22 protein-coding genes are annotated in these 21,729 nt (G+C 66.0%); 3 read left to right on the top strand and 19 right to left on the bottom strand.

Translation table 11 applies throughout. The features are described 5' to 3' along the window. Window positions 1-11: 11 nt before the first annotated feature. The gene (locus AC3WRC_RS02765) at window positions 12-1,280 is read left to right on the top strand and encodes an MFS transporter (RefSeq protein ID WP_492302817.1); all 1,269 of its coding nucleotides are present in this window, start codon (window positions 12-14) and stop codon (window positions 1,278-1,280) included. A 6-nt stretch (window positions 1,281-1,286) separates the two neighbouring features. On the opposite strand, the gene phhA is transcribed toward AC3WRC_RS02765, so the two are convergent. Continuing rightward, the gene (gene phhA, locus AC3WRC_RS02760) at window positions 1,287-2,162 is read right to left on the bottom strand and encodes a phenylalanine 4-monooxygenase (protein ID WP_492302816.1); all 876 of its coding nucleotides are present in this window, start codon (window positions 2,160-2,162) and stop codon (window positions 1,287-1,289) included. Window positions 2,163-2,217: 55 nt separating this feature from the next. Beyond that, window positions 2,218-2,526 carry a heat shock protein HspQ gene (gene hspQ / locus AC3WRC_RS02755; protein ID WP_017504111.1) on the bottom strand — a complete coding sequence of 103 codons (309 nt, stop codon included), beginning with the start codon at window positions 2,524-2,526 and terminating at the stop codon, window positions 2,218-2,220. 145 nt (window positions 2,527-2,671) lie between these two features. On the opposite strand from hspQ, the gene AC3WRC_RS02750 reads away from it, so the two are divergent. After that, a complete protein-coding gene (locus AC3WRC_RS02750) occupies window positions 2,672-3,772 on the top strand; it encodes a Ppx/GppA phosphatase family protein (RefSeq protein ID WP_492302815.1) in 1,101 nt (366 codons plus the stop codon). Here the strand turns inward: AC3WRC_RS02750 and AC3WRC_RS02745 are convergent, their stop codons facing one another. The 5 genes from AC3WRC_RS02745 to gyrA are packed head-to-tail and all read right to left on the bottom strand — an operon-like array spanning window position 3,773 to window position 9,739. Continuing rightward, the gene (locus tag AC3WRC_RS02745; RefSeq protein ID WP_492302814.1) at window positions 3,773-4,645 is read right to left on the bottom strand and encodes a peptidylprolyl isomerase; all 873 of its coding nucleotides are present in this window, start codon (window positions 4,643-4,645) and stop codon (window positions 3,773-3,775) included. It abuts the gene before it with no gap. A 26-nt stretch (window positions 4,646-4,671) separates the two neighbouring features. Further along, entirely contained in the window at window positions 4,672-5,535 is an 864-nt protein-coding gene (locus AC3WRC_RS02740) for a peptidylprolyl isomerase (RefSeq protein WP_066550839.1), read from the bottom strand. A 13-nt stretch (window positions 5,536-5,548) separates the two neighbouring features. Then, window positions 5,549-6,034 (bottom strand): pantetheine-phosphate adenylyltransferase, encoded by a 486-nt coding sequence (coaD, locus tag AC3WRC_RS02735; RefSeq protein ID WP_017504115.1) that lies wholly within the window; start codon window positions 6,032-6,034, stop codon window positions 5,549-5,551. A 53-nt stretch (window positions 6,035-6,087) separates the two neighbouring features. Then, complete coding sequence (locus AC3WRC_RS02730) at window positions 6,088-6,927, bottom strand: aminotransferase class IV (RefSeq protein ID WP_066550838.1); 840 nt, start codon at window positions 6,925-6,927, stop codon at window positions 6,088-6,090. Window positions 6,928-6,961: 34 nt separating this feature from the next. After that, window positions 6,962-9,739, bottom strand: a complete 2,778-nt coding sequence (gene gyrA / locus AC3WRC_RS02725; RefSeq protein ID WP_492302813.1) for a DNA gyrase subunit A — start codon at window positions 9,737-9,739, stop codon at window positions 6,962-6,964. Window positions 9,740-9,861: 122 nt separating this feature from the next. On the opposite strand from gyrA, the gene AC3WRC_RS02720 reads away from it, so the two are divergent. After that, window positions 9,862-10,437, top strand: a complete 576-nt coding sequence (locus AC3WRC_RS02720; protein ID WP_045810201.1) for a superoxide dismutase family protein — start codon at window positions 9,862-9,864, stop codon at window positions 10,435-10,437. Between the two features lie 38 nt (window positions 10,438-10,475). On the opposite strand, the gene AC3WRC_RS02715 is transcribed toward AC3WRC_RS02720, so the two are convergent. The 12 genes from AC3WRC_RS02715 to AC3WRC_RS02660 form a co-directional block, all read right to left on the bottom strand. Continuing rightward, entirely contained in the window at window positions 10,476-11,009 is a 534-nt protein-coding gene (locus AC3WRC_RS02715; RefSeq protein ID WP_492302812.1) for a DUF1003 domain-containing protein, read from the bottom strand. A gap of 19 nt (window positions 11,010-11,028) precedes the next feature. Further along, window positions 11,029-11,967, bottom strand: coding sequence for a DMT family transporter (locus tag AC3WRC_RS02710; RefSeq protein ID WP_492302811.1), 939 nt, complete (start codon window positions 11,965-11,967; stop codon window positions 11,029-11,031). 118 nt (window positions 11,968-12,085) lie between these two features. Further along, window positions 12,086-12,583, bottom strand: a complete 498-nt coding sequence (gene ssb, locus AC3WRC_RS02705) for a single-stranded DNA-binding protein (RefSeq protein ID WP_492302810.1) — start codon at window positions 12,581-12,583, stop codon at window positions 12,086-12,088. A 166-nt stretch (window positions 12,584-12,749) separates the two neighbouring features. Continuing rightward, window positions 12,750-13,172: a hypothetical protein gene (locus AC3WRC_RS02700; RefSeq protein ID WP_492302809.1), complete on the bottom strand. Its 423-nt coding sequence runs from the start codon at window positions 13,170-13,172 to the stop codon at window positions 12,750-12,752. Next, window positions 13,172-13,843: a hypothetical protein gene (locus tag AC3WRC_RS02695; RefSeq protein ID WP_492302808.1), complete on the bottom strand. Its 672-nt coding sequence runs from the start codon at window positions 13,841-13,843 to the stop codon at window positions 13,172-13,174. The genes AC3WRC_RS02700 and AC3WRC_RS02695 overlap by 1 nt, the downstream gene beginning before the upstream one ends. 81 nt (window positions 13,844-13,924) lie before the next feature. Continuing rightward, window positions 13,925-16,633 carry a transcriptional regulator gene (locus tag AC3WRC_RS02690; protein WP_492302807.1) on the bottom strand — a complete coding sequence of 903 codons (2,709 nt, stop codon included), beginning with the start codon at window positions 16,631-16,633 and terminating at the stop codon, window positions 13,925-13,927. 60 nt (window positions 16,634-16,693) lie between these two features. After that, window positions 16,694-17,518: a flagellin gene (locus tag AC3WRC_RS02685; RefSeq protein WP_055753194.1), complete on the bottom strand. Its 825-nt coding sequence runs from the start codon at window positions 17,516-17,518 to the stop codon at window positions 16,694-16,696. A gap of 135 nt (window positions 17,519-17,653) precedes the next feature. Further along, window positions 17,654-17,896: a flagellar protein FlaG gene (locus AC3WRC_RS02680; protein ID WP_492302806.1), complete on the bottom strand. Its 243-nt coding sequence runs from the start codon at window positions 17,894-17,896 to the stop codon at window positions 17,654-17,656. 123 nt (window positions 17,897-18,019) lie between these two features. Next, window positions 18,020-18,757: a flagellin gene (locus AC3WRC_RS02675; protein WP_055753193.1), complete on the bottom strand. Its 738-nt coding sequence runs from the start codon at window positions 18,755-18,757 to the stop codon at window positions 18,020-18,022. A 111-nt stretch (window positions 18,758-18,868) separates the two neighbouring features. Continuing rightward, on the bottom strand, window positions 18,869-19,672 hold the full coding sequence (locus AC3WRC_RS02670; protein WP_055753192.1) for a flagellin: 804 nt from the start codon (window positions 19,670-19,672) through the stop codon (window positions 18,869-18,871). Between the two features lie 140 nt (window positions 19,673-19,812). After that, the gene (locus AC3WRC_RS02665; protein ID WP_055753191.1) at window positions 19,813-20,556 is read right to left on the bottom strand and encodes a flagellin; all 744 of its coding nucleotides are present in this window, start codon (window positions 20,554-20,556) and stop codon (window positions 19,813-19,815) included. Between the two features lie 287 nt (window positions 20,557-20,843). Beyond that, window positions 20,844-21,662 carry a flagellin gene (locus tag AC3WRC_RS02660; protein ID WP_055753190.1) on the bottom strand — a complete coding sequence of 273 codons (819 nt, stop codon included), beginning with the start codon at window positions 21,660-21,662 and terminating at the stop codon, window positions 20,844-20,846. Window positions 21,663-21,729: the final 67 nt, after the last annotated feature.

The raw sequence follows: 21,729 nt of genomic DNA, 5'->3' as shown, positions 1-21,729 counted from the left end.
CCGCAGCGCCTATGAGCCCCGCCCGCCGATTGAGAAATATCGTCGGCGGATCGGCCGGCAATCTGGTGGAGTGGTTCGACTGGTACGCCTATGCGGCCTTCACCCTGTATTTCGCGCCCGTCTTCTTCCCCAGCGAAGACCCGACGGCGCAGTTGCTGAGCGCCGCCGCCGTATTTGCGGTGGGCTTCTTGATGCGGCCTATCGGGGCATGGATCATGGGGGTCTATGCCGACCGAAAGGGTCGCAAGGCGGGGCTGACCCTTTCGGTGACCCTGATGTGCACGGGTTCACTGATCATCGGCGTGACGCCCGGCTATGCTTCCATCGGCCTGGCGGCGCCGGCGCTGCTGCTGTTCGCGCGGCTGTTGCAAGGGCTGAGCGTCGGCGGAGAATACGGATCCAGCGCCACCTATCTGTCCGAAATGGCCGAGCCGCATCGCCGGGGCTTCTGGTCCAGCTTCCAGTACGTCACTCTGATCTCGGGCCAGTTGATCGCCCTGCTGCTGTTGATCGTGCTGCAGAACACGCTGAGCGAGAAGGCGCTGGCCTCCTGGGGGTGGCGCATCCCCTTCTTCGTCGGCGCGGGCTTGGCGGTCGTCGTCTTCTGGCTGCGTCGCCGGCTGGACGAGACGCATAAGGCGACGGAGGCCAAGGACGCCCCAAAATCCAGTGCGGTGCAGCTGATCCTGAAACACCCAAAAGAGGCCTTGATGGTGCTGGGCCTGACGGCCGGCGGCACCTTGGCCTTCTACACCTACACGACCTACCTCCAGAAGTTCCTGGTCAATACGAGCGGGTTCTCCAAGAACACGGCGACCGAAATCAGCGCGGCGGCCCTGTTCGTCTTCATGCTGCTTCAACCGGGGGTCGGCGCGCTTTCGGACAGGGTGGGACGGCGCCCCGTGATGATCGCTTTCGGCGTGCTGGGGGTGTTGTGCACCGTACCCATCATGACGACCCTATCGACGGTCGAAAGCCCTTTCGTCGCCTTCCTCTTGGCGCTGGTCGGTCTGGTGATCGTGTCGGGCTACACCGCGATCAATGCGGTGGTGAAGGCCGAGCTGTTTCCCGCCCACATCCGCGCCCTCGGCGTCGCTCTGCCTTACGCCGTTGCCAATGCGGTGTTCGGAGGCACGGCGGAATATGTGGCGCTATGGCTGAAGGGCGCGGGCGTCGAGAGCGTCTTCTTCTGGTACGTGACCGGGATGATCGGGCTGTCGCTGCTGACCTTCATCCGCATGCGCGACACCAAGCACAACAGCCTGATCACCCATACCTGACGCCGATCAGGCCGCGAACCGCCCGCCGCGCTGGGCATAGGCCTGGGTGCCGCGGGTGAAGACCTGGTCGGTCGGCAGGACGGTCTCGATGGCGAGGTCGTCCTTGCCTTTCAGCGCCGCATAGACCGGGCCAAAGTCCCTGAGCGTCTCGTCCTTCAAAGCTTCCAAACTGTCGATGACGAAATAGACCTGCTGGAAATCGTCGATCCGGTACAGGGTCCGCATCACCCGCTCCAGGTCGAACCCCAGGCGGTTGGGCGACGGATCGTCCAGAGCAAAGACGCTCTCGGTCGCCGAGGAGACAATGCCGGCGCCATAGATGCGAAGGCCGTCCGCCTCCTTCATCAGACCAAACTCGACCGTGTACCAGTACAGGCGCGCCAGGTTCGGCAGCATGCCCAGGCTGGCCGCCCGCTGACCGCCCTTGCCATAGGCCTCCATGTAGGCGGCGAAATCGGGGTCGGTCAGCATCGGCACGTGGCCGAAGACGTCGTGGAAGATGTCGGGCTCTTGGAGATAATCCAGTTGGTCGGGCTTGCGGATAAACTGACCCGAGACGAAGCGGCGATTGGCCAGATGGTCGAAAAAGACCTCGTCCGGCACCAGGCCCGGCACGCAGACAACCGTCCAGCCGGTCAGGGCCTGAAGCTTGGGATTGATCACGTCGAAGTCGGGAATGCCGCCCGCGTTCAAATCCAGCGCGTCCAGTCCCCGCATGAAGGCGTCGCAGGCGCGACCGGGCAGGATCTTCATCTGCCGGGCGTAAAGCGTGTCCCAGGTCTGGTGCTCGACCTCGGTATAGGCGGCCCAGTTCTGGGGAATGGTCCAGTCGGCGGCCGCGCCCTCGGGCGGCTTTTCGAAGACGTGTTCGAAGTCGGACATGGCGTATTCCTCTTTTGCCGCCATCCTAGCCCGGAGCCGCCACGGCTTCCAACCGTCAGTGCAGACGTTCGTCCAGCGGTGCGTGGTGGCCCATGCCGTCGGTGGTGAACCACCGCTCGGCGTCGTCGGGCAGCAGCACGGAATCGCCGTCTTCAAGTGCACCTTCGGCCGCATAGGCGACAAAGCCGCCATCCTCTCCCAAAGCGAAGACGCGGTAGAAGGGCTGGTCCGGTCTGACCAGACCGCTTTCACCGGCCGGTCCCTCATAGGCGTGATCCACATCCATCACGACGCCACGAAAGGCGTCGTCGCGGTGGCGGACGATCTGGCCAATGGCGAAACGTGCGGTCTGAATGCGGGTCATCGCACTTCATACAAATCAGCGCATGACCCCAATGCCTGCCGGTCTGTTCATCTTCCTGACAGAATGGCTTGGCGCGGACGATCCTGGCGGGTTAGGCTGATCAGGACGGGCGCCGCTTTGGACCGCCCACAACGGATGACGGCCCATGCCGGAGACCCACGGCGCGCCTCGACGGCGCGACGAGCGGTCCCAGCCTTCCCGTTCGCGGGATGCGTCGGGTCGAGATGCGCCGCTGTATGGCGCGCTCGATCTGGGGACCAACAATTGCCGGCTGCTGATCGCGCGGCCGTCACGCGAAGGCTTTCGCGTGGTCGACAGCTTCAGCCGCATCGTGCGGCTGGGCGAAGGGCTGTCGCGGACGGGCCTTCTGGACCCGCGCGCCATGGACCGAGCCTACGACGCCCTGGCCCTGTGCGCCGAGCGGATCGTGCGCAAGGGCGTCGATTCCGCGCGATTGAGCGCCGTCGCCACCCAGGCCTGCCGGGCGGCCGAGAACGGCGCCGACTTCATCGACCGGGTGCGCAAGGGCACGGGCCTGCGCTTGCGGATCATCGATCCCGCCGAAGAGGCGCGACTGGCGGTCGAGGGATGCCTGAACCTGATCGACCCCAAGGCCGAGGCGGTGCTGGTCATCGATGTCGGCGGCGGCTCGACCGAGATGTCGTGGCTGAAGCGCAGCGGGACCGACTGGACGACCGCCGCCTGGATGTCGGCGCCGGTGGGGGTCGTTACCCTGGCCGAGCGGCATCCTGAGCCGCCGAACTCCGGCGAGGACTGGTACGAGGCCATGGTCGCCGACATGGGCGCGGCCATTGCATCGGGCGGGATCGTCGACGAACCGATGCTGGAGTTGTTCCGGCAGAATCGGGCGCATCTGGTCGGCACCTCGGGCGCGATCACCAGCTTGGCCGGCATTCACCTGAACCTGCCGCGCTACAATCGCGACCGGGTCGATGGATTGTGGATGACGCGCGCCGACTGCGAGGCGGCGGCGGATCGCCTGAAGGCGCTGGGTCCGGACGGTCGAGCGCGCGAGGCCTGCATCGGTCCCGATCGTGCGGACCTCGTTTTGGCGGGCGCCGCCATCCTGGAGGCGGTGCAGCGCGCCTGGCCGTCGGAGCGGGTGCGGGTCGCGGATCGGGGCCTGCGCGAAGGCCTGCTGCTGCAACGGATGCGCGAAGACAAGAAACCGCCGAGAGGACGGCGTCGGCGGCGCGGACGGGGGCGGCCGGCCCCCGCCGCCTGATCAGGCGGGCGTGACGCGCACCGGCAGTTCGATGTCGCAGACCGAGAAATCCGCGCCGCGCGCCTGACGCGCCTGCTGAGCCAGGGTCTGGAAGGTGGCGGAGTTGGTGTTCAGGACGGCGGCCGTCGGACGTTCGGCTGCGGGCAGATCCGACGCCACGCGAACGCGGGTCATCTGATCCGGTCCCTGCACCAATCCATCCGGCGTGTCGCTGGCCTTCAGCGATCGCACGACGTCCAGACCGGACACGACCCGACCCCAGACGGTGTAGCGCTTGTCCAGGGCCGGATAGGCCTGACGCATCAGGAAGAACTGGCTGTTGGCGGTGTCGTTGCCCTCGTCTCGCGCCATGCCCGCGACGCCCGGGCAATACAGGGCCCAACCGTGGACCTTCTTGTCGCTGGTGCCGGACATCAGGGCGTCGGGCTGGGTCTGGACGGGGATGGAATCGACAAAGCCGACCAGGGCGCCGACCGGGGCCGCCACTGGAGTGAAGGCCATGTCCGCGCCACGGCGGAAGGTGAACTCGGCCTTCAGGTCGGGATACCAGCTCTGCCCCTCGCCCGTGCCCAGCGGATCGCCGGTCTGGGCCATGAACCAGTCGATCACCCGGTGCCAGACCAGGTTGTCGAAGAACCCGCGCGACGCCAGCAACTTGATGCGTTCGACATGGGCGGGCGCGATCTCGGGCGCCAGTTCGACCAGAACCCGCCCCTTGTTGGTGTCGATGACCAGCAGGTTCTCGGGCGCGATGGTCCTCCATTCACCGGGCGGCGGCGGAGGCGCGGGAACGGCGGTCGCGTCTTGCGCCAGGGCGGCGCCCGCCGTGGCAGCCAGCACGGCCGCCGCCATCGCCATCATTCGTATCGTCATCGTCCCCTCCCCCGTTTGCGAAAGCCTCAGCCGCCTGTCACTTCGGCGACCGGCTGAACATCGCAGACGCTGAAGGCGGCGCCGCGCCCGGCGCGCGCCGTGGCGATCCGTTCTGCGAAGGCGGCGCTGCCGGCGTTCAGAACGCGCACGGTCGGACGTTCGGCTTCGGGCAGGGCCGAGGCCATGCGGACGCGGGTCATGGTGTCGGGATCGGTCACCTTGCCGTCCTCGGCGTCCGAACCCTTCTTCAGCTTGCCGACCACATCCAGGCCGGACACCACCCGGCCGAAGGCGGTGTAGATGCCGTCCAGCTGTTCGCGCGCGCCCATCATCAGGAAGAACTGGCTGTTGGCGCTGTCAGGCGAACCCGAGCGGGCCATGCCCAGCACGCCGGGACAGAACAGGCCGTGGGCGTCGACCTTGAAGTCGGCGGTGATCATCATTTGGGCGTCGGGTTGGGTCTGGACCGGCAGATCGCCGACCAGACCGCGCACGCCCGCGCCGACGCTGGGCACCGCGACGAAGCCGGCGTCGCGTCCACGACGGAAACTGAACTCGGCCTTCAGGTCCGGCAACTCGCTGCCGCCTTCGCCCGTGCCCTTCGGATCGCCAGTTTGCGCCATGAAATCAGGGATGACGCGATGGAACTTCAGACCATCGTAGAAGCCTTGGTTGGCCAGGGTGCGGATGCGTTCCGCATGGTTGGGCGCGGCGACGGGGATCAGTTCGACCAGCACCCGCCCCTTCGACGTATCGATAACCAGCAGGTTTTCCGGCGCAATGGTCCGCCAGTCGGACGCCGCCGGCGCCGTTTGCGCCACAGCCGGGGCCTGGGCCGCGCCGGCTGCAAGAAGGGCGGCGACGGTCGCTGCGATGATGGCCTTACGCATGGTCTTGTCTACCCTAACCGTTCTTGACCTTGGCCCGCACGCGCTCGGCGATGGCGGGGCTGACGAAACTGTCGATCGCGCCATCCAGTCGAGCGATCTCCTTGACGAGGCGCGAGGCGATCGCCTGATGGCGCGGATCGGCCATCAGGAATACGGTCTCGATGTCCTGATTGAGGCGCTGGTTCATGGCCGTCATCTGGAACTCGTATTCAAAGTCGGCGACGGCGCGCAGACCCCGGATGATGACGCTGGCGTCCAGCTCTTCGGCGAAATGCATCAGCAGGGTCGAAAACGGCTGGACCACGATGTCGCCGCCGAGGGGCGCCATCTCGGCCTTCAGCATCTCGACCCGCTCGGCGGTGGAGAACAGCGGCCCCTTGTCATCGTTCTGGGCCACGCCGATGACCAGCCGGTCCACCAGCTTCAGCGCGCGCTTGATGATGTCGGTATGCCCGTTCGTCACCGGGTCGAAGGTGCCCGGATAAAGTCCGATGCGCATGCGTGTCTCCCCGGCCTGTCGCGTGGCGTCAGCGTCGTTTAGCAGGTGCGAAATCAGCGGCCTAGCCGGCTGACGCCATCGTCATCGTCACGAGCCGCGATGGGCTGGGGCGCCTGCGCGCTCCAGGCCGCTTCGACCTTGGCCAGCAGGACCGGATCATTGGCGAAGGCGACATCGTCGATGGCGGTGATCGGACAGACGGGCGTGGCGCTGTTGCACAGAAAAGCGCCGTCGAAGGCGCCGATCTCGTCGAGACGGATCGGCCGCGTTTCACTGGTCAGCCCGATCTGGGGCAGCCCGCGCGTGATCAAGGCCTGGGTCACGCCCGCCAGCATTGGGGCCTGGGGCCAGACGATCCGGTCGCCTTGGACGAAGCCGATGTTCCACAGCGTGCCTTCGGTGACCCGCCCTTCGCCATCCACAAACAGGGCGTCGCCAAACCCGGCGGCGCGCGCGGCGCGGCGCGCGCGAATCAGGCCGAAGGTGGCGAGATGCTTCAGATGCGGCGTCTCGCGCTCATAGGGCATCGCGGTGAGCCGCACTAGGGTCGCCAGCGGCGGCGGCGCTGGGGAGACACTGGTCATCACCTTCGGTCGGCCGACGTAGCTCGGGTCGCGATGAGCGATGTCGGGCGAGAACAGGCTGACGCGCAGCCAGCAGGCGTCTCGGCCGGCGACTCCCAACGCCATCAGACGCCGAAACTCCGCCTCGCCGGGGCTTTCGCCGAACAGTTCGACGGCGGCCTGCTCCAGACGGGCGAGGTGGAGGTCGAGGCCGCGCGCGGCGCCATCCTCGACGCGGAAGGAGGTGTAGGCGCCGTAGTTGACCAACGCCTGGTGCGCCAGGTCGTCAGGCGTGGCGGGAAGGCCGTCGATCAGAATCGTCGCGCTCAAACGACCCTTCCCTGCTCTGCTGCGCGGAGGCGGATCAGGCCTCGCTGCCTTCTTCTCCAGCGACATCCGCATCGTCCGCGCCGCCGCTTTCCGGCAGACGTTCAACCGAGACAACCTTTTCATCCTTGCCGGTGCGGAAGATGGTGACGCCCTGGCTGGAGCGGCCGACGATGCGGACCTGATCCATCCGCGTACGGATCATTTGCCCACCCGAGGTGACCAGCAGCAGATCGTCCGTCTCCTCGACCGGGAAGGCCGCCGCCAGACGCGTGCCGGCGCGACCGCCCAGGCCGTGGGCCGTCAGGCCCTGACCGCCGCGACCGGTGCGGCGATACTCGTAGGCCGAGGATCGCTTGCCGAAGCCGGTCTCGGTGACCGTCAGGATGAACTGTTCGGCGGCGCCCAGTTCGGCGATCCGCTCCACGGTCAGAGCCGCATCCGCGACCTCGTCTTCAGCCTCGACCGGAGCTGCGGCATCCTCTTCCGCATCCGCGCCGGCCAGGGCCTTGCGCATGGCGTTGGCGTGTTTGACGTAGGCGGCGCGTTCTTCCGGCGTCGCGTCCACACGCCCCAGGATGGCCATGGAGATGACTTCGTCGCCGTCCTGCAGGCGCACGCCCCGGACGCCGGTCGAATCCCGTCCCTTGAACACGCGCACGTCGTCGGCCTTGAACCGGATCGCGCGGCCCAGCGCCGTGGTCAGCAGCACGTCGTCGTCGGCCGTGCACAGGCCGACGCCGACCATGCGGTCAGCGCCTTCCAGCTTCATGGCGATCTTGCCGGCGCGGTTGACCGTGGCGAAGTCCGACAGCTTGTTGCGCCGCACATCGCCGCTCGAGGTGGCGAACATGATGTCGTAGTCGCCCCAGGTCGTCTCGTCCTCGGGCAGAGGCAGGACGTTCATGATGCTGTCACCCGGCTCGATGGGCAGCAGATTGACGAAGGCCTTGCCCCGCGACTGCGGATTGCCCAGCGGCAGACGCCAGGTCTTCAGCTTGTAGGCCTTGCCGTTGGTGGCGAAGAACAGGACCGGAGTGTGGGTCGAGGCGCTGAACACGCCGGTGATGGCGTCCTCGTCCTTCATCGACATGCCGCTGCGGCCCTTGCCGCCGCGATGCTGGGTCCGATAGGCGTTCAGCGCCACGCGCTTGACGTAGCCGCCGTGGGTGACGGTGACGACCATATCCTCGCGTGGGATCAGGTCCTCATCCTCCATCTCGCCGTCGCCTTCCCCGATCAGGGTGCGGCGCGGAACGGCGAACCGATCCTTCACGTCGATCAGGTCGTCGCGGATGATGGCCAGGACGTTCTTGCGGTCCGACAGGATGGTCAGGTGGCCCTGGATGGTGTCGGCCAGGCCATGCGCCTCGCCGAAGATGTCGTCGCGGCCCAGACCGGTCAGGCGCGACAGGGTCAGGGCCAGGATGGCGCGGGCCTGTTCGTCGGTCAGGCGGATCTTGTCGCCCTCGACGATGACGGTGCGCGGATCGGCGATCAGCTCGACCAGGGCCATCATGTCGCCGACGGGCCAGGCCTTGGCCTGCAGGCGCTCGCGCGCCTCGGTCGGATCGGCCGACGATCGGATGATGTGGATCACCTCGTCGATATTGGCGACGGCGACCGCCAGACCGACCAGGACGTGGCCGCGATCACGGGCCTTGTTCAGCTCGAACTTGACGCGGCGAACCACGACCTCCTCGCGGAAGTCGAGGAAGATCTGCAGCAGTTGGCGCAGGCCCATCTGCTCGGGCCGGCCGTGGTTCAGCGCCAGCATGTTGACGCCGAACGAGCTCTGCATCGCGGTATAGCGCCACAGCTGGTTCAGGATCACGTCGCCGGACGCGTCGCGCTTCAGCTCGATGACGATCCGCATGCCCTGGCGGTCGGATTCGTCGCGAACGTCGGAAATGCCTTCCAGCCGCTTCTCGCGCACCATTTCGGCGATGCGCTCGATCAGGGTCTGTTTGTTGACCTGATAGGGCAGTTCGGTGACGACGATGGCCTCGCGGTCCTTGCGGATCTCCTCCACCGAGGCGCGGCCGCGCACGACGACCGAGCCGCGACCGTCGCGCAGGGCGTTGCGCGGGGCTGTGCGGCCCATGATCTCGCCGCCGGTCGGGAAGTCCGGACCGGGCACGATATCCAGCAGGGCGTCGTCGGAGACGTTGGGATCATCCAGCAGGGCCAGGGCCGCATCCACGACCTCGCCCAGATTGTGCGGCGGGATGTTGGTCGCCATGCCGACGGCGATGCCGCCCGCCCCGTTGACCAGCAGATTGGGAATCCGGCTCGGCAGAACGACCGGCTCCAGCTCCTTCTCGTCGTAGTTCGGCTGGAAATCGACCGTGTCCTTGTCGATGTCGGCCATCAGGGCGACGGCGGCCGGGGCCATCCGGGCTTCGGTGTAACGCATCGAGGCGGGCATATCGCCGTCGACCGAACCGAAGTTGCCCTGGCCGTCGACCAGCATCAGCCCCATCGAGAACGGCTGCGCCATCCGCACCAGGGCCATATAGACCGACGCGTCGCCGTGAGGGTGGAACCGGCCCAGCACGTCACCGACCACACGAGCACATTTCGAATAGCTGCGCTCGGGCGTCATGTTCAGGTCGTGCATCGAATACAGGATGCGACGGTGAACCGGCTTCAGCCCGTCCCGGGCGTCAGGCAGGGCGCGCGAGACGATAACGCTCATGGCGTAATCGAGGTACGAACGCTTCAGTTCGTCCTCGATCGTGATCGTGGAAATGTCGGAGCCGCCGCCTCCCGGAACGATCGGAGATGCGGCGTTTTCGTAGCTGTCGTCGGTCAATGAAGCGTGGCTTTATGCGGCCGGAATCGGAACGTGATCCGCTGTGACGATTTCTAGCATTCCAGGGCCTCGGTGGCAAAGCGACGTCGCCGTGAAAGCCCGTCTCTGAAAGGACTTTCGACATGCGCGCCACCCGCCTCGCCGCCGCCCTTCTCCTCGCCTCCCCCTTGGCCCTGACAACCGCCTGCGCCGCGACCGGAAACGCGCCCCAGGCGGCCGTCGAACGCGCGCCCGTCGGCGCGACGGGACAGGCCGTTCTGATCAACGCCTCCGGCGCCAATATCGGTCGCGTCGACCTGCGTCAGGGACCGACCGGCCTGCTGATGAAGATCGAGGCTTCAGGCCTGACGCCCGGATGGCACGGCATCCACATCCATGCGACCGGCGAATGCGCCGCGCCCTTCACCTCGTCCGGCGCCCACATCAACCACGGCGAGCCCAAGGCCCCGCACGGCCTGTTGAACGCCGCCGGTCCGGACGACGGCGACCTGCCCAACGTCTGGGCCGGTGCGGACGGTAAGGTGAACGCCGAGCTGTTCACGACCCGCGCCCGGATTTCGTCCGAAGGCCCCGGCCAATGGCTGTGGGACGCCGACGGCTCGGCCATCATCATCCACGCCAACCCCGACGACCATTCGACCCAGCCCATCGGCGGCGCCGGCGACCGGGTGGCCTGCGCGGCGCTCAGCGCAAGCTAAGCTTTTTCCGAAACGGAAGATGGCCCGCTGGACAGCATTCAGCGGGTCTCTTTTTGTGCGAGAAGACGGCGGATCATTTCGGTCTGCTCCTCCTGCCGGGCGGTCATGTGTTCGACCTTTTCCAGCAGGGCCATGATCTCGATCTCGGCCTTCAGATTGACCTGATAGTCATTGCCCGCATCCAACCGATCCTTTGACGCCTGGCGGTTCTGGCTCATCATGATGACCGGCGCCTGGATCGCCGCCAGCATCGACAGGACCAGGTTCAGGAAGATGAAGGGATAGGGGTCGAAGGCTTCCTTGCGCAGCAGCAGGTTCAGCCCGGTCCAGATCGCTAGGAAGACCCCAAACGCGATGATGAAGGGCCATGAACCGCCGAAGGCCGCCACCCGATCGGCCAGCCGCTCGCCAAAGGTTTGGCGGTCGTCGAAGGTCTCGTTGATGTCTTCGGAAACGGGGCGACGATCGGCGGTGCTCTGAACGACGACGGCTTCGTTCGCCGCAAGATCGTGCTTCGCCTTGCCCAGCCAGCGGCGGGAAACGTGGTCGGCGTCGAGGGGGGCGTGGTGCATGAGGGGCTCCAGGAACAGATCAAGCCTTGGCGGCCCCCGCACGCAAGCCCCGTTCGGCCAGGGCCACAAGGGCCACCCCGCCCATGGTGATGGCCGATCCCGTCAGAATCTGCGGCGTTAGGATATCGCCCATGAAGCTCCAGCCGATGAACATCGACACCACGGGCGTGACCAGCAGATAGGGCGTCACCCGCCCCGCCTCGCGCCGCTGCACCAGCCAGAACAGCAGGGTGGTCGCCAGCACGGACGACACGACGCCCGCCCACAGCAACGAGGCCCAGACCATGGGCGTGGCGCTCTTCAGCGCCTCCCACTGGCCATGCTCGAACACCGCCGAGCCGAAGGCCATGACGGGAAAGGCGCCCAGCGCCAGCAGACCCTGCATCTTCAGTGGCGGGATGGAGGTGGTGCGACGCGCGACCACCGTGGTCACGCCCCAGGCGGCGCCGGCCGCGATGGCGACCAGAATGGCCTTCCAGTCCTGCAACGCATGGGCGTCCAGCGTCATCCAGGCCACGCCGACGAAGGCCACGCCCATGCCGACCAAGGCCGCTTTGGACAGCCGCTCGCCCAGGATCAGAAAGGCGAACAGGGTGGTGAAGGGGATCCAAAGCTGGTTGGCCACGGTCACGGGGCTGACGTCCGTCGCCAGCCAGTAGGCGGTGTAGGCCAGGCCGTACTGGATCGGCCCGCCGATGATGACGATCAGCATCAGGCTCTTCCAGTCCGGGAACGGCGGCCGCACGAAGGCGATCAGACAGGCGGTGGCGATGCCGAACCGGATGGCGCCGACCAGCAGCGGCGACAACTCCTGCGTCGCCAGCTTGGCCCCGGCGTTGTTGACGCCCCACACCACGATGATCGCCACGATGGCGGCGATCTCCAGTCCCGTCAGGGCATGAGGCCTCTTGGGCAGGGGCGCGGGCGCAGGCGCAACTTCGGAACGGACGTCTGTCATGGCCGCCCTATGGCACGACCCGCCCGCCGCGTCGGCTCAATTTGGATGACCTCAGGTTTCCGCTCAGAAATCCGGCTTGGCGACCGCTCGCACCGATCGCCGAGCCAGGCAGTCAGTCTCAGAACGGGATGTCGTCGTTCAGGTCGTAGCTTTCCTTGGGGCCGCTCGGCTTGTTGGCGCCGCCGGTGGAGAAGCCCGAGGAATAGTCGTCATCGCCGCGACCACTGCCGCCGCCGTAACCACCGCCTGACGAGCCGCCTTCCGAACGGCCGCCCAGCATGGTCAGTTCACCCTTGAAGCGGCTGACCACGATCTCGGTCGAATATTTCTCGACGCCCTGCTGGTCGGTCCATTTGCGGGTCTGGAGCGCGCCCTCGATGTAGACGGTCGAGCCCTTCTTCACATAGTTTTCGACCACCTTGACGATGTTGTCGTTGAAGATGACGACCCGGTGCCACTCGGTCTTTTCCTTGCGCTCGCCTGAGGACTTGTCGCGCCAGGTCTCCGAGGTGGCGATGGAGAGGTTGGCGATGCGGTCGCCATTAGGCATGGAGCGGATCTCGGGGTCGCGACCCAGATTGCCGACCAGAATGACCTTGTTGACGCTGCCCGCCATGGAAACTTCCTTCTTGTGTGAGGCGGCGACGACTTCGCCTGCCCCGTCAATTCAGTCCGATGTCTGACTGTAGCAGCACGCCACCGCCAGCCGCTTTTGACATCCGACCCGCCAAAACGGTGGATCATTAACAAAATGTTCCACCTTTGTTCTTTTTGCGCAAGCCCTACTTGGCGGCAGGGTCGGCGGCGATGGCGATGGGACGACCCGTCTCGTCGCGCTGGATGGCGCCGGGGATGGCCAGACGACCGTCGCCTGTGCGCGCCATGGCGAAGAAGCGACTGCCGTTCAGGCTCTTGCCGATCTTGACCCCTTCGCGGTCCACGAAGATGAAGCGGCCCTGATAGGCGCCGGCGATTTCCTGGTTCGATCCTCCCATGCGCAGGAAGCGAAGACGCATCTCCTCCAGCCGCGCGGCGCACTGTTCGAGCTGGGGCTGGTTGTCGGCGATTTTCTGCAGGCGCGGCGGCGCATTGTCCGGCGTCGCCACGAAGTAGCAGGCGCCCTCGGCGAACTCATATTTGGGTTCGTTTGAGCAGGCGCCCAGCAGAGCGATCCCGGCGACGGCGGCGAGGGCGACGAAACGCATCAGTTCATTCCCATGAATTGGCAGTTGCGATCCTGCTCGGCCAAGGTCCTGAAACGGTTGTTGTCATTCGACTGTTCCACCCGGCGGGGCACCAGACGCAGGGTCGTATCGCCCCAGCGGCCGTATTGGGCGTCGCCCGGCCCGACGCAGGTTCCGGCGTAAAGCGCCTGAACGCAGGCGTTCAGGCTCATGTTCGGCGACAGGGTGCGCCAGTCAGAGCCGGTGTGGCGCAGGCAGGGACTGCCGCTGGCCACGGGCGTGGGGCGCGGCGCAGGCGTCTGTTCGACGGAGGCCGGCGGCGGGGCCTGGGCCATCTCGACGGCAGGCAGTTCGGGCGGGGGGGCGAAGGCGGCGGTCGGGGCGGCGGCCAAGGCGCCCGTCGCGTCCAGCCCGACGTCCAGAGCATCCGTCGCCAATCCATTGCGCTGGGCGCAGACGGCCAGGGTCGCCATGCCGACGAACTGACCATCGACGAAGCAGCGCAGTTCCCGCGTCGGCTCAAGCGTGGGCGCCTCGGCCAGGTTGACGACCAGGCCGCCCTTGGACGCCGGCGGCGCTTCCGTCGTCTTGTCGCCGCCGCCCGTAAAGATCAGGGCGAGCACGACGGCGATGACGATCGCCACGCCGGCGCCGACCAGCAGGATGACGCGGTTGTCTTTCGGAAGGGCCATGGACAGGCTTTCGCGGATGAGGAGGTCAATAACTCCGACCCGGCCTCGGGCGTCAACCGCCTTGACCGGTCACGACCGCCATCAGGCCGTCAGGCGGCTCAGCGCAGCCTGATAGTTGGCCAGTTGCGTCTGCTGGTAGGCGGTCGAGGAGCCGTTGCCGGTCTGTGTGTTGGTTAAGCCGCCGGTCGATGGCGCGAGGGCGCGATAGGAGGACCGGACCGCCGTCATCGCCTGGGCCAGCGATTCGATGGCCGCCTTAATCGAGGCGGGATCGTTCAGGTTCAGCTTGTTTGACAGGTTCAGCCCATAGGTCTTGATCGCGTCCCTGTCCGGCTTCACCGGACCGACGAACCCGGGCGTCAGACCCAGCGCGCCCAGGGCGTCCTTGCCGATCGCCCCGGCGGAGATGACGGCGCCGTCCTTGTTGGCCGCCGTCTTGATTTCCAGCCGCTGGACGATGGGTTTGGCCTTCAGGTCGGTGATGACCTTGGCTTCCAACTGCCGGCCAGAGGCGGCGTTGATCTTCTTGGCCAGGCTTTCCAGCGTGTCCTTGGCGTCGATGGTCACTGTGACGGCGCGGCCGCCGGCTGCGGGGCTGATCGAAAACTGATCGCCGACGCGGGCCGAGGTGGCGACGGTCAGCAGCTTGGAATCCGCCTGCATGATCTGGCCTTGAGGCAGGCCGAGGCGGTCGAGCACGCTGGCCCCGCCCGCTGCGATGCTCAGGCTGGTTGGCTTGGCCTGATCACCGTCCGCACGCCAGGCTCGGTTCGATTGAACCTGCCCCGTGGCCAGATCGATCTGCGCGAGATAGCCGGATGTGGGGTCGTCCTTGCCGGCGCCTTCCGCCCGGTTCGTGCCGGTGATCCAGACCTTGCCGTCCTTGATGGCGACGTCGGCGGCGGTGTCCGCGCCCGCCCCGCCGAAATAGGTCAGTTGGTCACTGGCCGAGGCCTGAAGGTCTGTCGACAAGGTGGCGATGAAGACATCGCTGCCGCCGGCATGCGCGTTGGTCACCGTGGCGATATCGAGGGCGGTGTTTTCGGTATGGCCGGTCACGACCACCTTGCCGTTCTCGACCGATATGCCGGCGATCGCGCCGCTGGCGTAGCCAAGGTCACGCGTCGAAGCCAGGCTCGGCACGCCGTCGGCGTCCAGGGTGAAGCGGCGCACGACGGCCTTCCCGTTCTCGACGCCGGCCGTATAGAGGTCGTTTCCTGACACCGTCATGGCCTGAACGGAATCGTCCCCGCTGGTGCCGAACTGCACGGTCGCGACGTTCACGCCCACATCCGGGCCGTTGATCTTGATCGACTTTTCCTGGAAGGCCTGAAGATAGGAATCCCAGCCGCCCAACGCCGCATTGCCCGGCATGGCCGATTTCGATCGTCCGGCGACATAAACCATGCCGTCGGCGCCAAAGCGGACCTCGGTCGCTTCATCGGCCGCCTTGGCCCCGCGCCGCTGGGTCCACAACTCCTGGCCCGAACTGTCGAACACAGAGACGAAACTGTCGGCCACGGCCGCGTTGTCGCCGCTCTTGCCGGGCTCAAGCGCCCCGGTTACGGATCCGGCCAGGGCGACCCGGCCGTCATCGTCGATGGCGATGGAGAAGCCGTTGGCGCTGGAGGCGGCGCCGAGCAGCTTGGTCTGCATGAGATTGCCGGCGGAATCGTATTTCATCAGGGCGACATCGCGCGCACCCTTGATCGGCTGGCTGGCGTCGCCCGCCGTCAGTTCGACGACGACCCAGACGGAGCCGTCCGGGGCCACGGCGCTGGCCTTAACCGCAGCCACGCCATTGGGCAGGTCGGCGTGTCCCACCCTGCCCTCGACCCAGAACGGATCATCGACGCCCTGCTGGGCGGCCGGCGCCGCGCCGCCGTCGGCCTGGAACTTCAGCAGTTGGCCCGCCGTGCCGGTCTTGCCGACCCCTTGCGTCACATAGACGGCGTCGGAGGTGTCGACGGCCTGGAAGCTGATGGCTTCGCCGGTCCCGCCATTGACCTTCAACGCCCACTGATCCGGTCCTGCCGGCAGGGTGATGGTCTTGGTCCCGCTTTTGACCGTCTTGGGCTCGGCGGGGATCAACTGAGCGCTGATGCGCGTCGCGACGCCCGCGTCCTCCAGCTTGCCGTTCATATAGGCGGTGACATTGACCAACGACCGATCGGTCGCACCCATCTCGGACAGGTCCATGGCGATCGCCTGCTCTCCGGCCGCCGTCTTGACGGTCACGGAGAACTTCACGTCGCCCTCGAACGCCTTGACCGTGGCGGTGGGGTCGCCGTCGTGGATGGGGGCGGTAACGAAACTGGTCGGCGCCCGTTCCAGCGCATAGGTGCTCTTGACCGAGGTCTGGGCCACGCCCTGCACCAGCCGCATGTCTTCGAAACTGGCGGTGCTCAGATAGGTCGACAGTTCGGCCAGGCCTTCGCCGAAACGCTTGGACACCAAGGCGGCTTCCGACGCGCTCAGCCCCTTGACGCCAGCACGGTCGGCCAAGGCGCCCAGCGTGTTCAGGCCCTGATACAGGGCGAACATCTTGCGATAGTCGGTAGAGGCGCCGGCCAAATCCAGGCTGACATTGCCCTCGTCGATCAGGCGGCGACCGCCCAGGGCCGCACGGACCAGGTCGCTGGCCTTCGCTGGTGTCGCCGTGGACGACCAGGGGGCCGTCGGTTGGGTCTTCTTGGTTTTGACGGCCGGACTGGCGGTCGTGGCAGCGCCCGACGACGACGTCCCCGTCGTCGTTCCGAAAAGACCCAGCAGATAGCTGTTGTTGATCATTCAGACGGCTCCGATCCTATCGTGCGGCGGGCGTCGATAAGGAACCGTTAAGCTGTCAGATCAGCCCTTGAACAGCGACAGGATGACCTGCGGCGCCTGGTTGGCGATCGACAGGGCCTGAACGCCGAGTTGCTGCTGGACCTGCAGGGCCTGAAGGCGGGCGCTTTCCTTGGCAAGATCCGCATCCACCAGATTGCCGATGCCGGCTTCCAGCGCGTCCGACAGCTTGCCGACATAGGTGGTGTGGCGTTCGATTTGCTTGGACTGGGCGCCCAGTTCCGCCAGACGCGCGCTGCTGGTGGTGATGGCGGCGTTGACGGCGGCCAGGGCCGTGTTGGCGTTGGCCTGGCTGGTCAGGGTCGTGCCGGTCAGCGACAGGCCAGCGACGGTCAGGTTCTGACGATCCAGCGCGATGGTCTCGGCGCCGTCGGCGCTGGCCAGGAAGTTCAGCGTCGTCGTCGCCGAACCGTCCAGAATGTTGGCGCCGTCGAAGATGGCGTTGTTGGCGAACGAATCGATCGAGCTCAGCAGCGCCTGAAACTCATCATTGTAGGACGTGCGGGTGGCGGCGCTGGCGCTCGGGTCCGCCGCTGCGGTCGCCTTCTGCTTTAACTCCAGCAGGATGTCCGAAATCTGCTCGCCGGCCGCCAGCGAAACGTCGGCGATAGATGTCGCGCGGTTCAGGCTGGTGGTGACGGCTTCGAGCGATCCCCGGTCGGCGCGTTGACCTTGCGCGACCGCCCAGACCGCGGCGTTGTCGCGCGCGCCCTGAACCTTCAGCCCCGTGTTCACCCGGCTCTGCGTCGCCGCCAACTGGTCGTTGGTGCGGTTCAGATTCTGCAGGGCGATCATCGCCGAGGTGTTGGTGTGGATGCTGGTGGTCATGGCTTCAAGCCCCCGGACGTTCTGTAGGCTACAGGATTAACCATGAGTCGTAATCACATGGTTAACGCGCCGGAAACCATGATTGCGCCGTCCGGCGAGCCGGCGGCGTTAGAGAGTTTGAGCCCTCGCCTGTCGTCAGACGGCGGTATCGACCAGACGGCCTCCGCGGTAGGTCGGGTCGCTGTTCAACTTCTCGACATCCTCGCGCGGCAACTGGCGGATCACCTCCCCCGTCACCCGATCCAGGACCTTGTAGACGAAGCGGTTGTCGCCCACGGCCTCGATGGTCAGGCGAAAGCGGCTGGCGTCGTGGTTGTCGTTCCGGGCCGCCGGCGCCGGCGTTGCAGGCTGAACGGCGATGGGACCAACGGGAGGCATTTGAGGTACGCTTACTGATCTCGCGACATTGTCTGTCATGGCTCCACGCGCAGGTCGTCCCGCGCCCTCTAGAGAAACGAACGATCAGCCGGAGCGGTCGCGAAACCGCTCCGGCCGCGCGTCTTAGCGGAACAGGCCCAGCAGGATCGAGCTGCCCTGGTTGGCGATCGACAACGCCTGCACACCCAGCTGTTGCTTGGTTTGCAGGGCGGTCAGCTTGGCGCTTTCCTTGGCCAGATCGGCGTCCACCAGATTGCCCACGCCGGCTTCAAGAGCGTCCTGAAGCTTGTTGACGAAGGTGATCTGACGGCCCAGCGACTTGGACTGGGTGCCCAAGGTGGCCAGGGCGCTCGTCGTCGCCGAGATGGCGGCGTCGACGTTCGCCGCGGTGGCGTTAGCGGCCGTGACGCTGCCGGTGTTCACGGCGGTGATCGCCGCGTTCGAACCCAGTGCCGTCAGGCTGTTCACGCCATCGAAGGTCGCGCCGGAGATGGCCGAGGCGACTTCCAGACCCAAGGCGTTGTAGTCGGCCAGATAGGCCGTCTGCGCCGAGCCGGTCGACGAGGCGATGTTGACGGCGAGCGACTTCATCTCTTCCAGGGCGGAAGTGACGGAATCGCCGGCGGCCAGAGCCACGTCGGTGATCGACTGGGTGCGTTGCAGGCCGGCGCGAACGGCGTCCTGCGAGGCGGCGTTGGCGCGTTGCGACGTGGCGATCGCGAAGATCGCACCGTTGTCCTTCGCCGACGACACCTTCATCCCGGTGCTGATCCGGTTTTGGGTCGTGTCCAGCTGTTGGCTGGTCTTGTTCAGGCTCTGCAGAGCGACTGCGGCGCCGTAGTTCGTATTGATGCTGGGCATTTCTAGCCCTCCTTTTCACTTCGTGAGAGCCCCGGCGTTTTGCCGGGGTGAGCGTTTTGCTCGGGGTTCAAGGCCACGACCCCGCCGCCGGGACGGCGAGGTCTCCGGGCCTTAGCGGAAGAGGCTCAGCAGTATCGAGCTGCCCTGGTTGGCGATCGACAGCGCCTGCACGCCCAGCTGTTGCTTGGTTTGCAGGGCGGTCAGTCGTGCGCTTTCCTTGGCCAGATCAGCGTCCACCAGATTGCCCACGCCAGCTTCCATCGCGTCCTGAAGCTTGTTGACGAAGGTGATCTGACGCCCGACCGACTTGGACTGGGTGCCCAGGGTGGCCAGGGTGCTGGTCACGCCCGCGATCGCCAGATCGACGTTCGCGGTGGTGTAGTTGGCGACGGTCGGCGTCGCCGCCGTGAACATCGCCAGTTGGGTGTTCGCGCTGACCGCCGTGGCGGTGCCCAGGCGATAGGTGCCCGAACCCGTCTGGACGTCGGTGGTCGTGCCTGCAGCCGTGTTCAACAGGTTGACCCCGTCGAAGCTGGCGCCGGCGATCGCGTCGTTGATTTCCTTGCCCAGGGCAGTGAAGTCGGCCTCGTATGCCGTCTTCGCCGAACCCGTGGACGAGGCGATGTTGACCGCGAGCGACTTCATCTCTTCCAGGGCGGAGGTGATGGTGTCGCCGGCCGCCAGCGCCACATCGACGATGGACTGACCGCGTTGCAGCGAGTTGCGAACCGCGTCTTGAGAGGCGGCGTTGGCGCGCTGTTGTGTGGCGATGGCGAAGATCGCGCCATTGTCCTTGGCCGAGGAGACTTTCAGGCCGGTGCTGATCCGGTTCTGGGTCGTCTCCAGCTGGGCGCTGGTCTTGTTCAGGCTCTGCAGGGCGACTGCGGCGCCGTAGTTCGTATTGATGCTGGGCATTTCTGGCCCTCCTTGTTCACTTCGTGAGATCCCCTGGCGTTTTGCCGGGGTGAGCATTTTGCTCAGGTCCGGGCGCCGGGAACCGACGACCGATCAGATGCGGCCTTGGCCCGACCGCCTTAGCGATCGGGCCGTGGGCCTTAGCGGAACAGGCTCAGCAGGATCGAGCTGCCCTGGTTGGCGATCGACAGCGCCTGCACGCCCAGCTGTTGCTTGGTTTGCAGGGCGGTCAGCTTGGCGCTTTCCTTGGCCAGGTCTGCATCGACCAGGTTGCCGACACCGGCTTCCATCGCGTCTTGCAGCTTGTTGACGAAGGTGATCTGGCGACCCAGCGACTTGGACTGGGTGCCCAGCGTCGCCAGCGACGATGTGACCGTCGCGATGCCGGCGTCCACCGCAGCCGTCGTGGCGCCCGCACGAGCGACGGAGCCGCCCGTCAGGCCGGTCACCGAGGCGACGCCCAGAGGCGTCGTCAGGCTGTTGGCGCCATCGAACGAAGCGCCAGAGATCGCGGTGGCGATTTCCGCGCCCAAGGCGTTGAAGTCTTTCAGATAGGCCGTCTCAGCATCCGAACCGGCAACCGAAGACTGGATGCTGACAGCGAGCGACTTCATCTCTTCCAGGGCGGAGGTGATCGTGTCGCCGGCGGCCAGGGCCACGTCGGTGATCGATTGGCTGCGTTGCAGCGAGTTACGCGTCGCGTCTTGCGAAGCGGCGTTGGCGCGCTGCTGGGTGGCGATGGCGAAGATCGCGCCATTGTCCTTGGCCGAAGACACCTTCATGCCGGTGCTGATCCGGTTTTGGGTGGTTTCCAGCTGGGCGTTGGTCTTGTTCAGGCTCTGCAGGGCGACTGCGGCGCCGTAGTTCGTGTTGATGCTGGGCATTTCTGGCCCTCCTTGTTCACTTCAGTGATTTCCGGCGTCGTTTTGCCGCCGGGAGCTTTTTGCTCGGTGAGTAAGAAGCAATTGCCGGGCCATTTCTGATCCGCACAAAAGCCTACAACTAACTGATTTTACTGGTTTACCTTTGATTTACCCTCCTTCCGACCCGGCAGCTCTTGCCGGGCTGGTCCGTGCACCAGGCAAGATTTGCCGGGTGCACGTCGAGTTGGTCTGCGCCTGTGCGGGTTCACCACACGGCGAAAGGCGAAGCCTTCAGCCCAATGGCGGGCTTAGTTGCGGAAGAGGCTCAACAGGATCGAGCTGCCCTGGTTGGCGATCGACAGCGCCTGCACGCCCAGCTGTTGCTTGGTCTGCAGGGCGGTCAGCTTGGCGCTTTCCTTGGCCAGGTCTGCGTCCACCAGGTTGCCGATGCCGGCCTCGGTCGAGTCCTGCAGCTTGTTGACGAAGGTCAGTTGCCGTCCGACCGACTTGGACTGGGTGCCGATCGTGGCCAGATCCGCCGTGATCGTGGCGATGGCGGTATCGACGATGGCGGTCGTGGCGCCGGCGCGGGCGGCGGTGCCGGCGGAGACGGCCGTGATCGGGGCGGCGGCCGCCTTGTCGGTCGTTCCGAAACCGATCTGATAGGTTCCGCCGCTGACGTTGGTGGTAATGTTGGTGGCCGTGGTGGTGTTCCACAGGTTGACGCCGTCGAAGGTCGCGCCCTTCAGCGCCGCGTCGATTTCCTTACCCAAGGCGTTGAAATCGGCCAGATAAGACGTCTCGGCGGCCGAGCCGGCGACCGACGATTGAATGCTGACGGCCAGCGACTTCATCTCTTCGAGGGCGGCGGTGATGGTGTCGCCGGCGGCCAGGGCCACATCGACGATCGACTGTCCGCGCTGAAGTGAATTCCGAACCGCATCCATAGCGCCCATGTTGGCGCGCTGGGTCGTCGCGATGGCGTAGATCGCGCCGTTGTCCTTGGCCGAGCCCACCTTCAGGCCCGTCGAGACACGGTTTTGCGTGCGCTCCAACATAGCGTTGGTCGCATTGAGGTTTTGCAGGGCGACAGCGGCGCCGTAGTTCGTATTGATGCTCGTAGCCATTTTGGCTTTCCTGTTCACTTCGTGTGATGTCCGACGCCATTTTGGCATCAGGAGCGTTTTGCTCGGT

Source organism: Brevundimonas sp. EU05-FHT14B07, from assembly GCF_058790795.1.
Note: the sequence above shows the minus strand (reverse complement) of the source record. Positions and strands in the feature narration are given on the sequence as shown.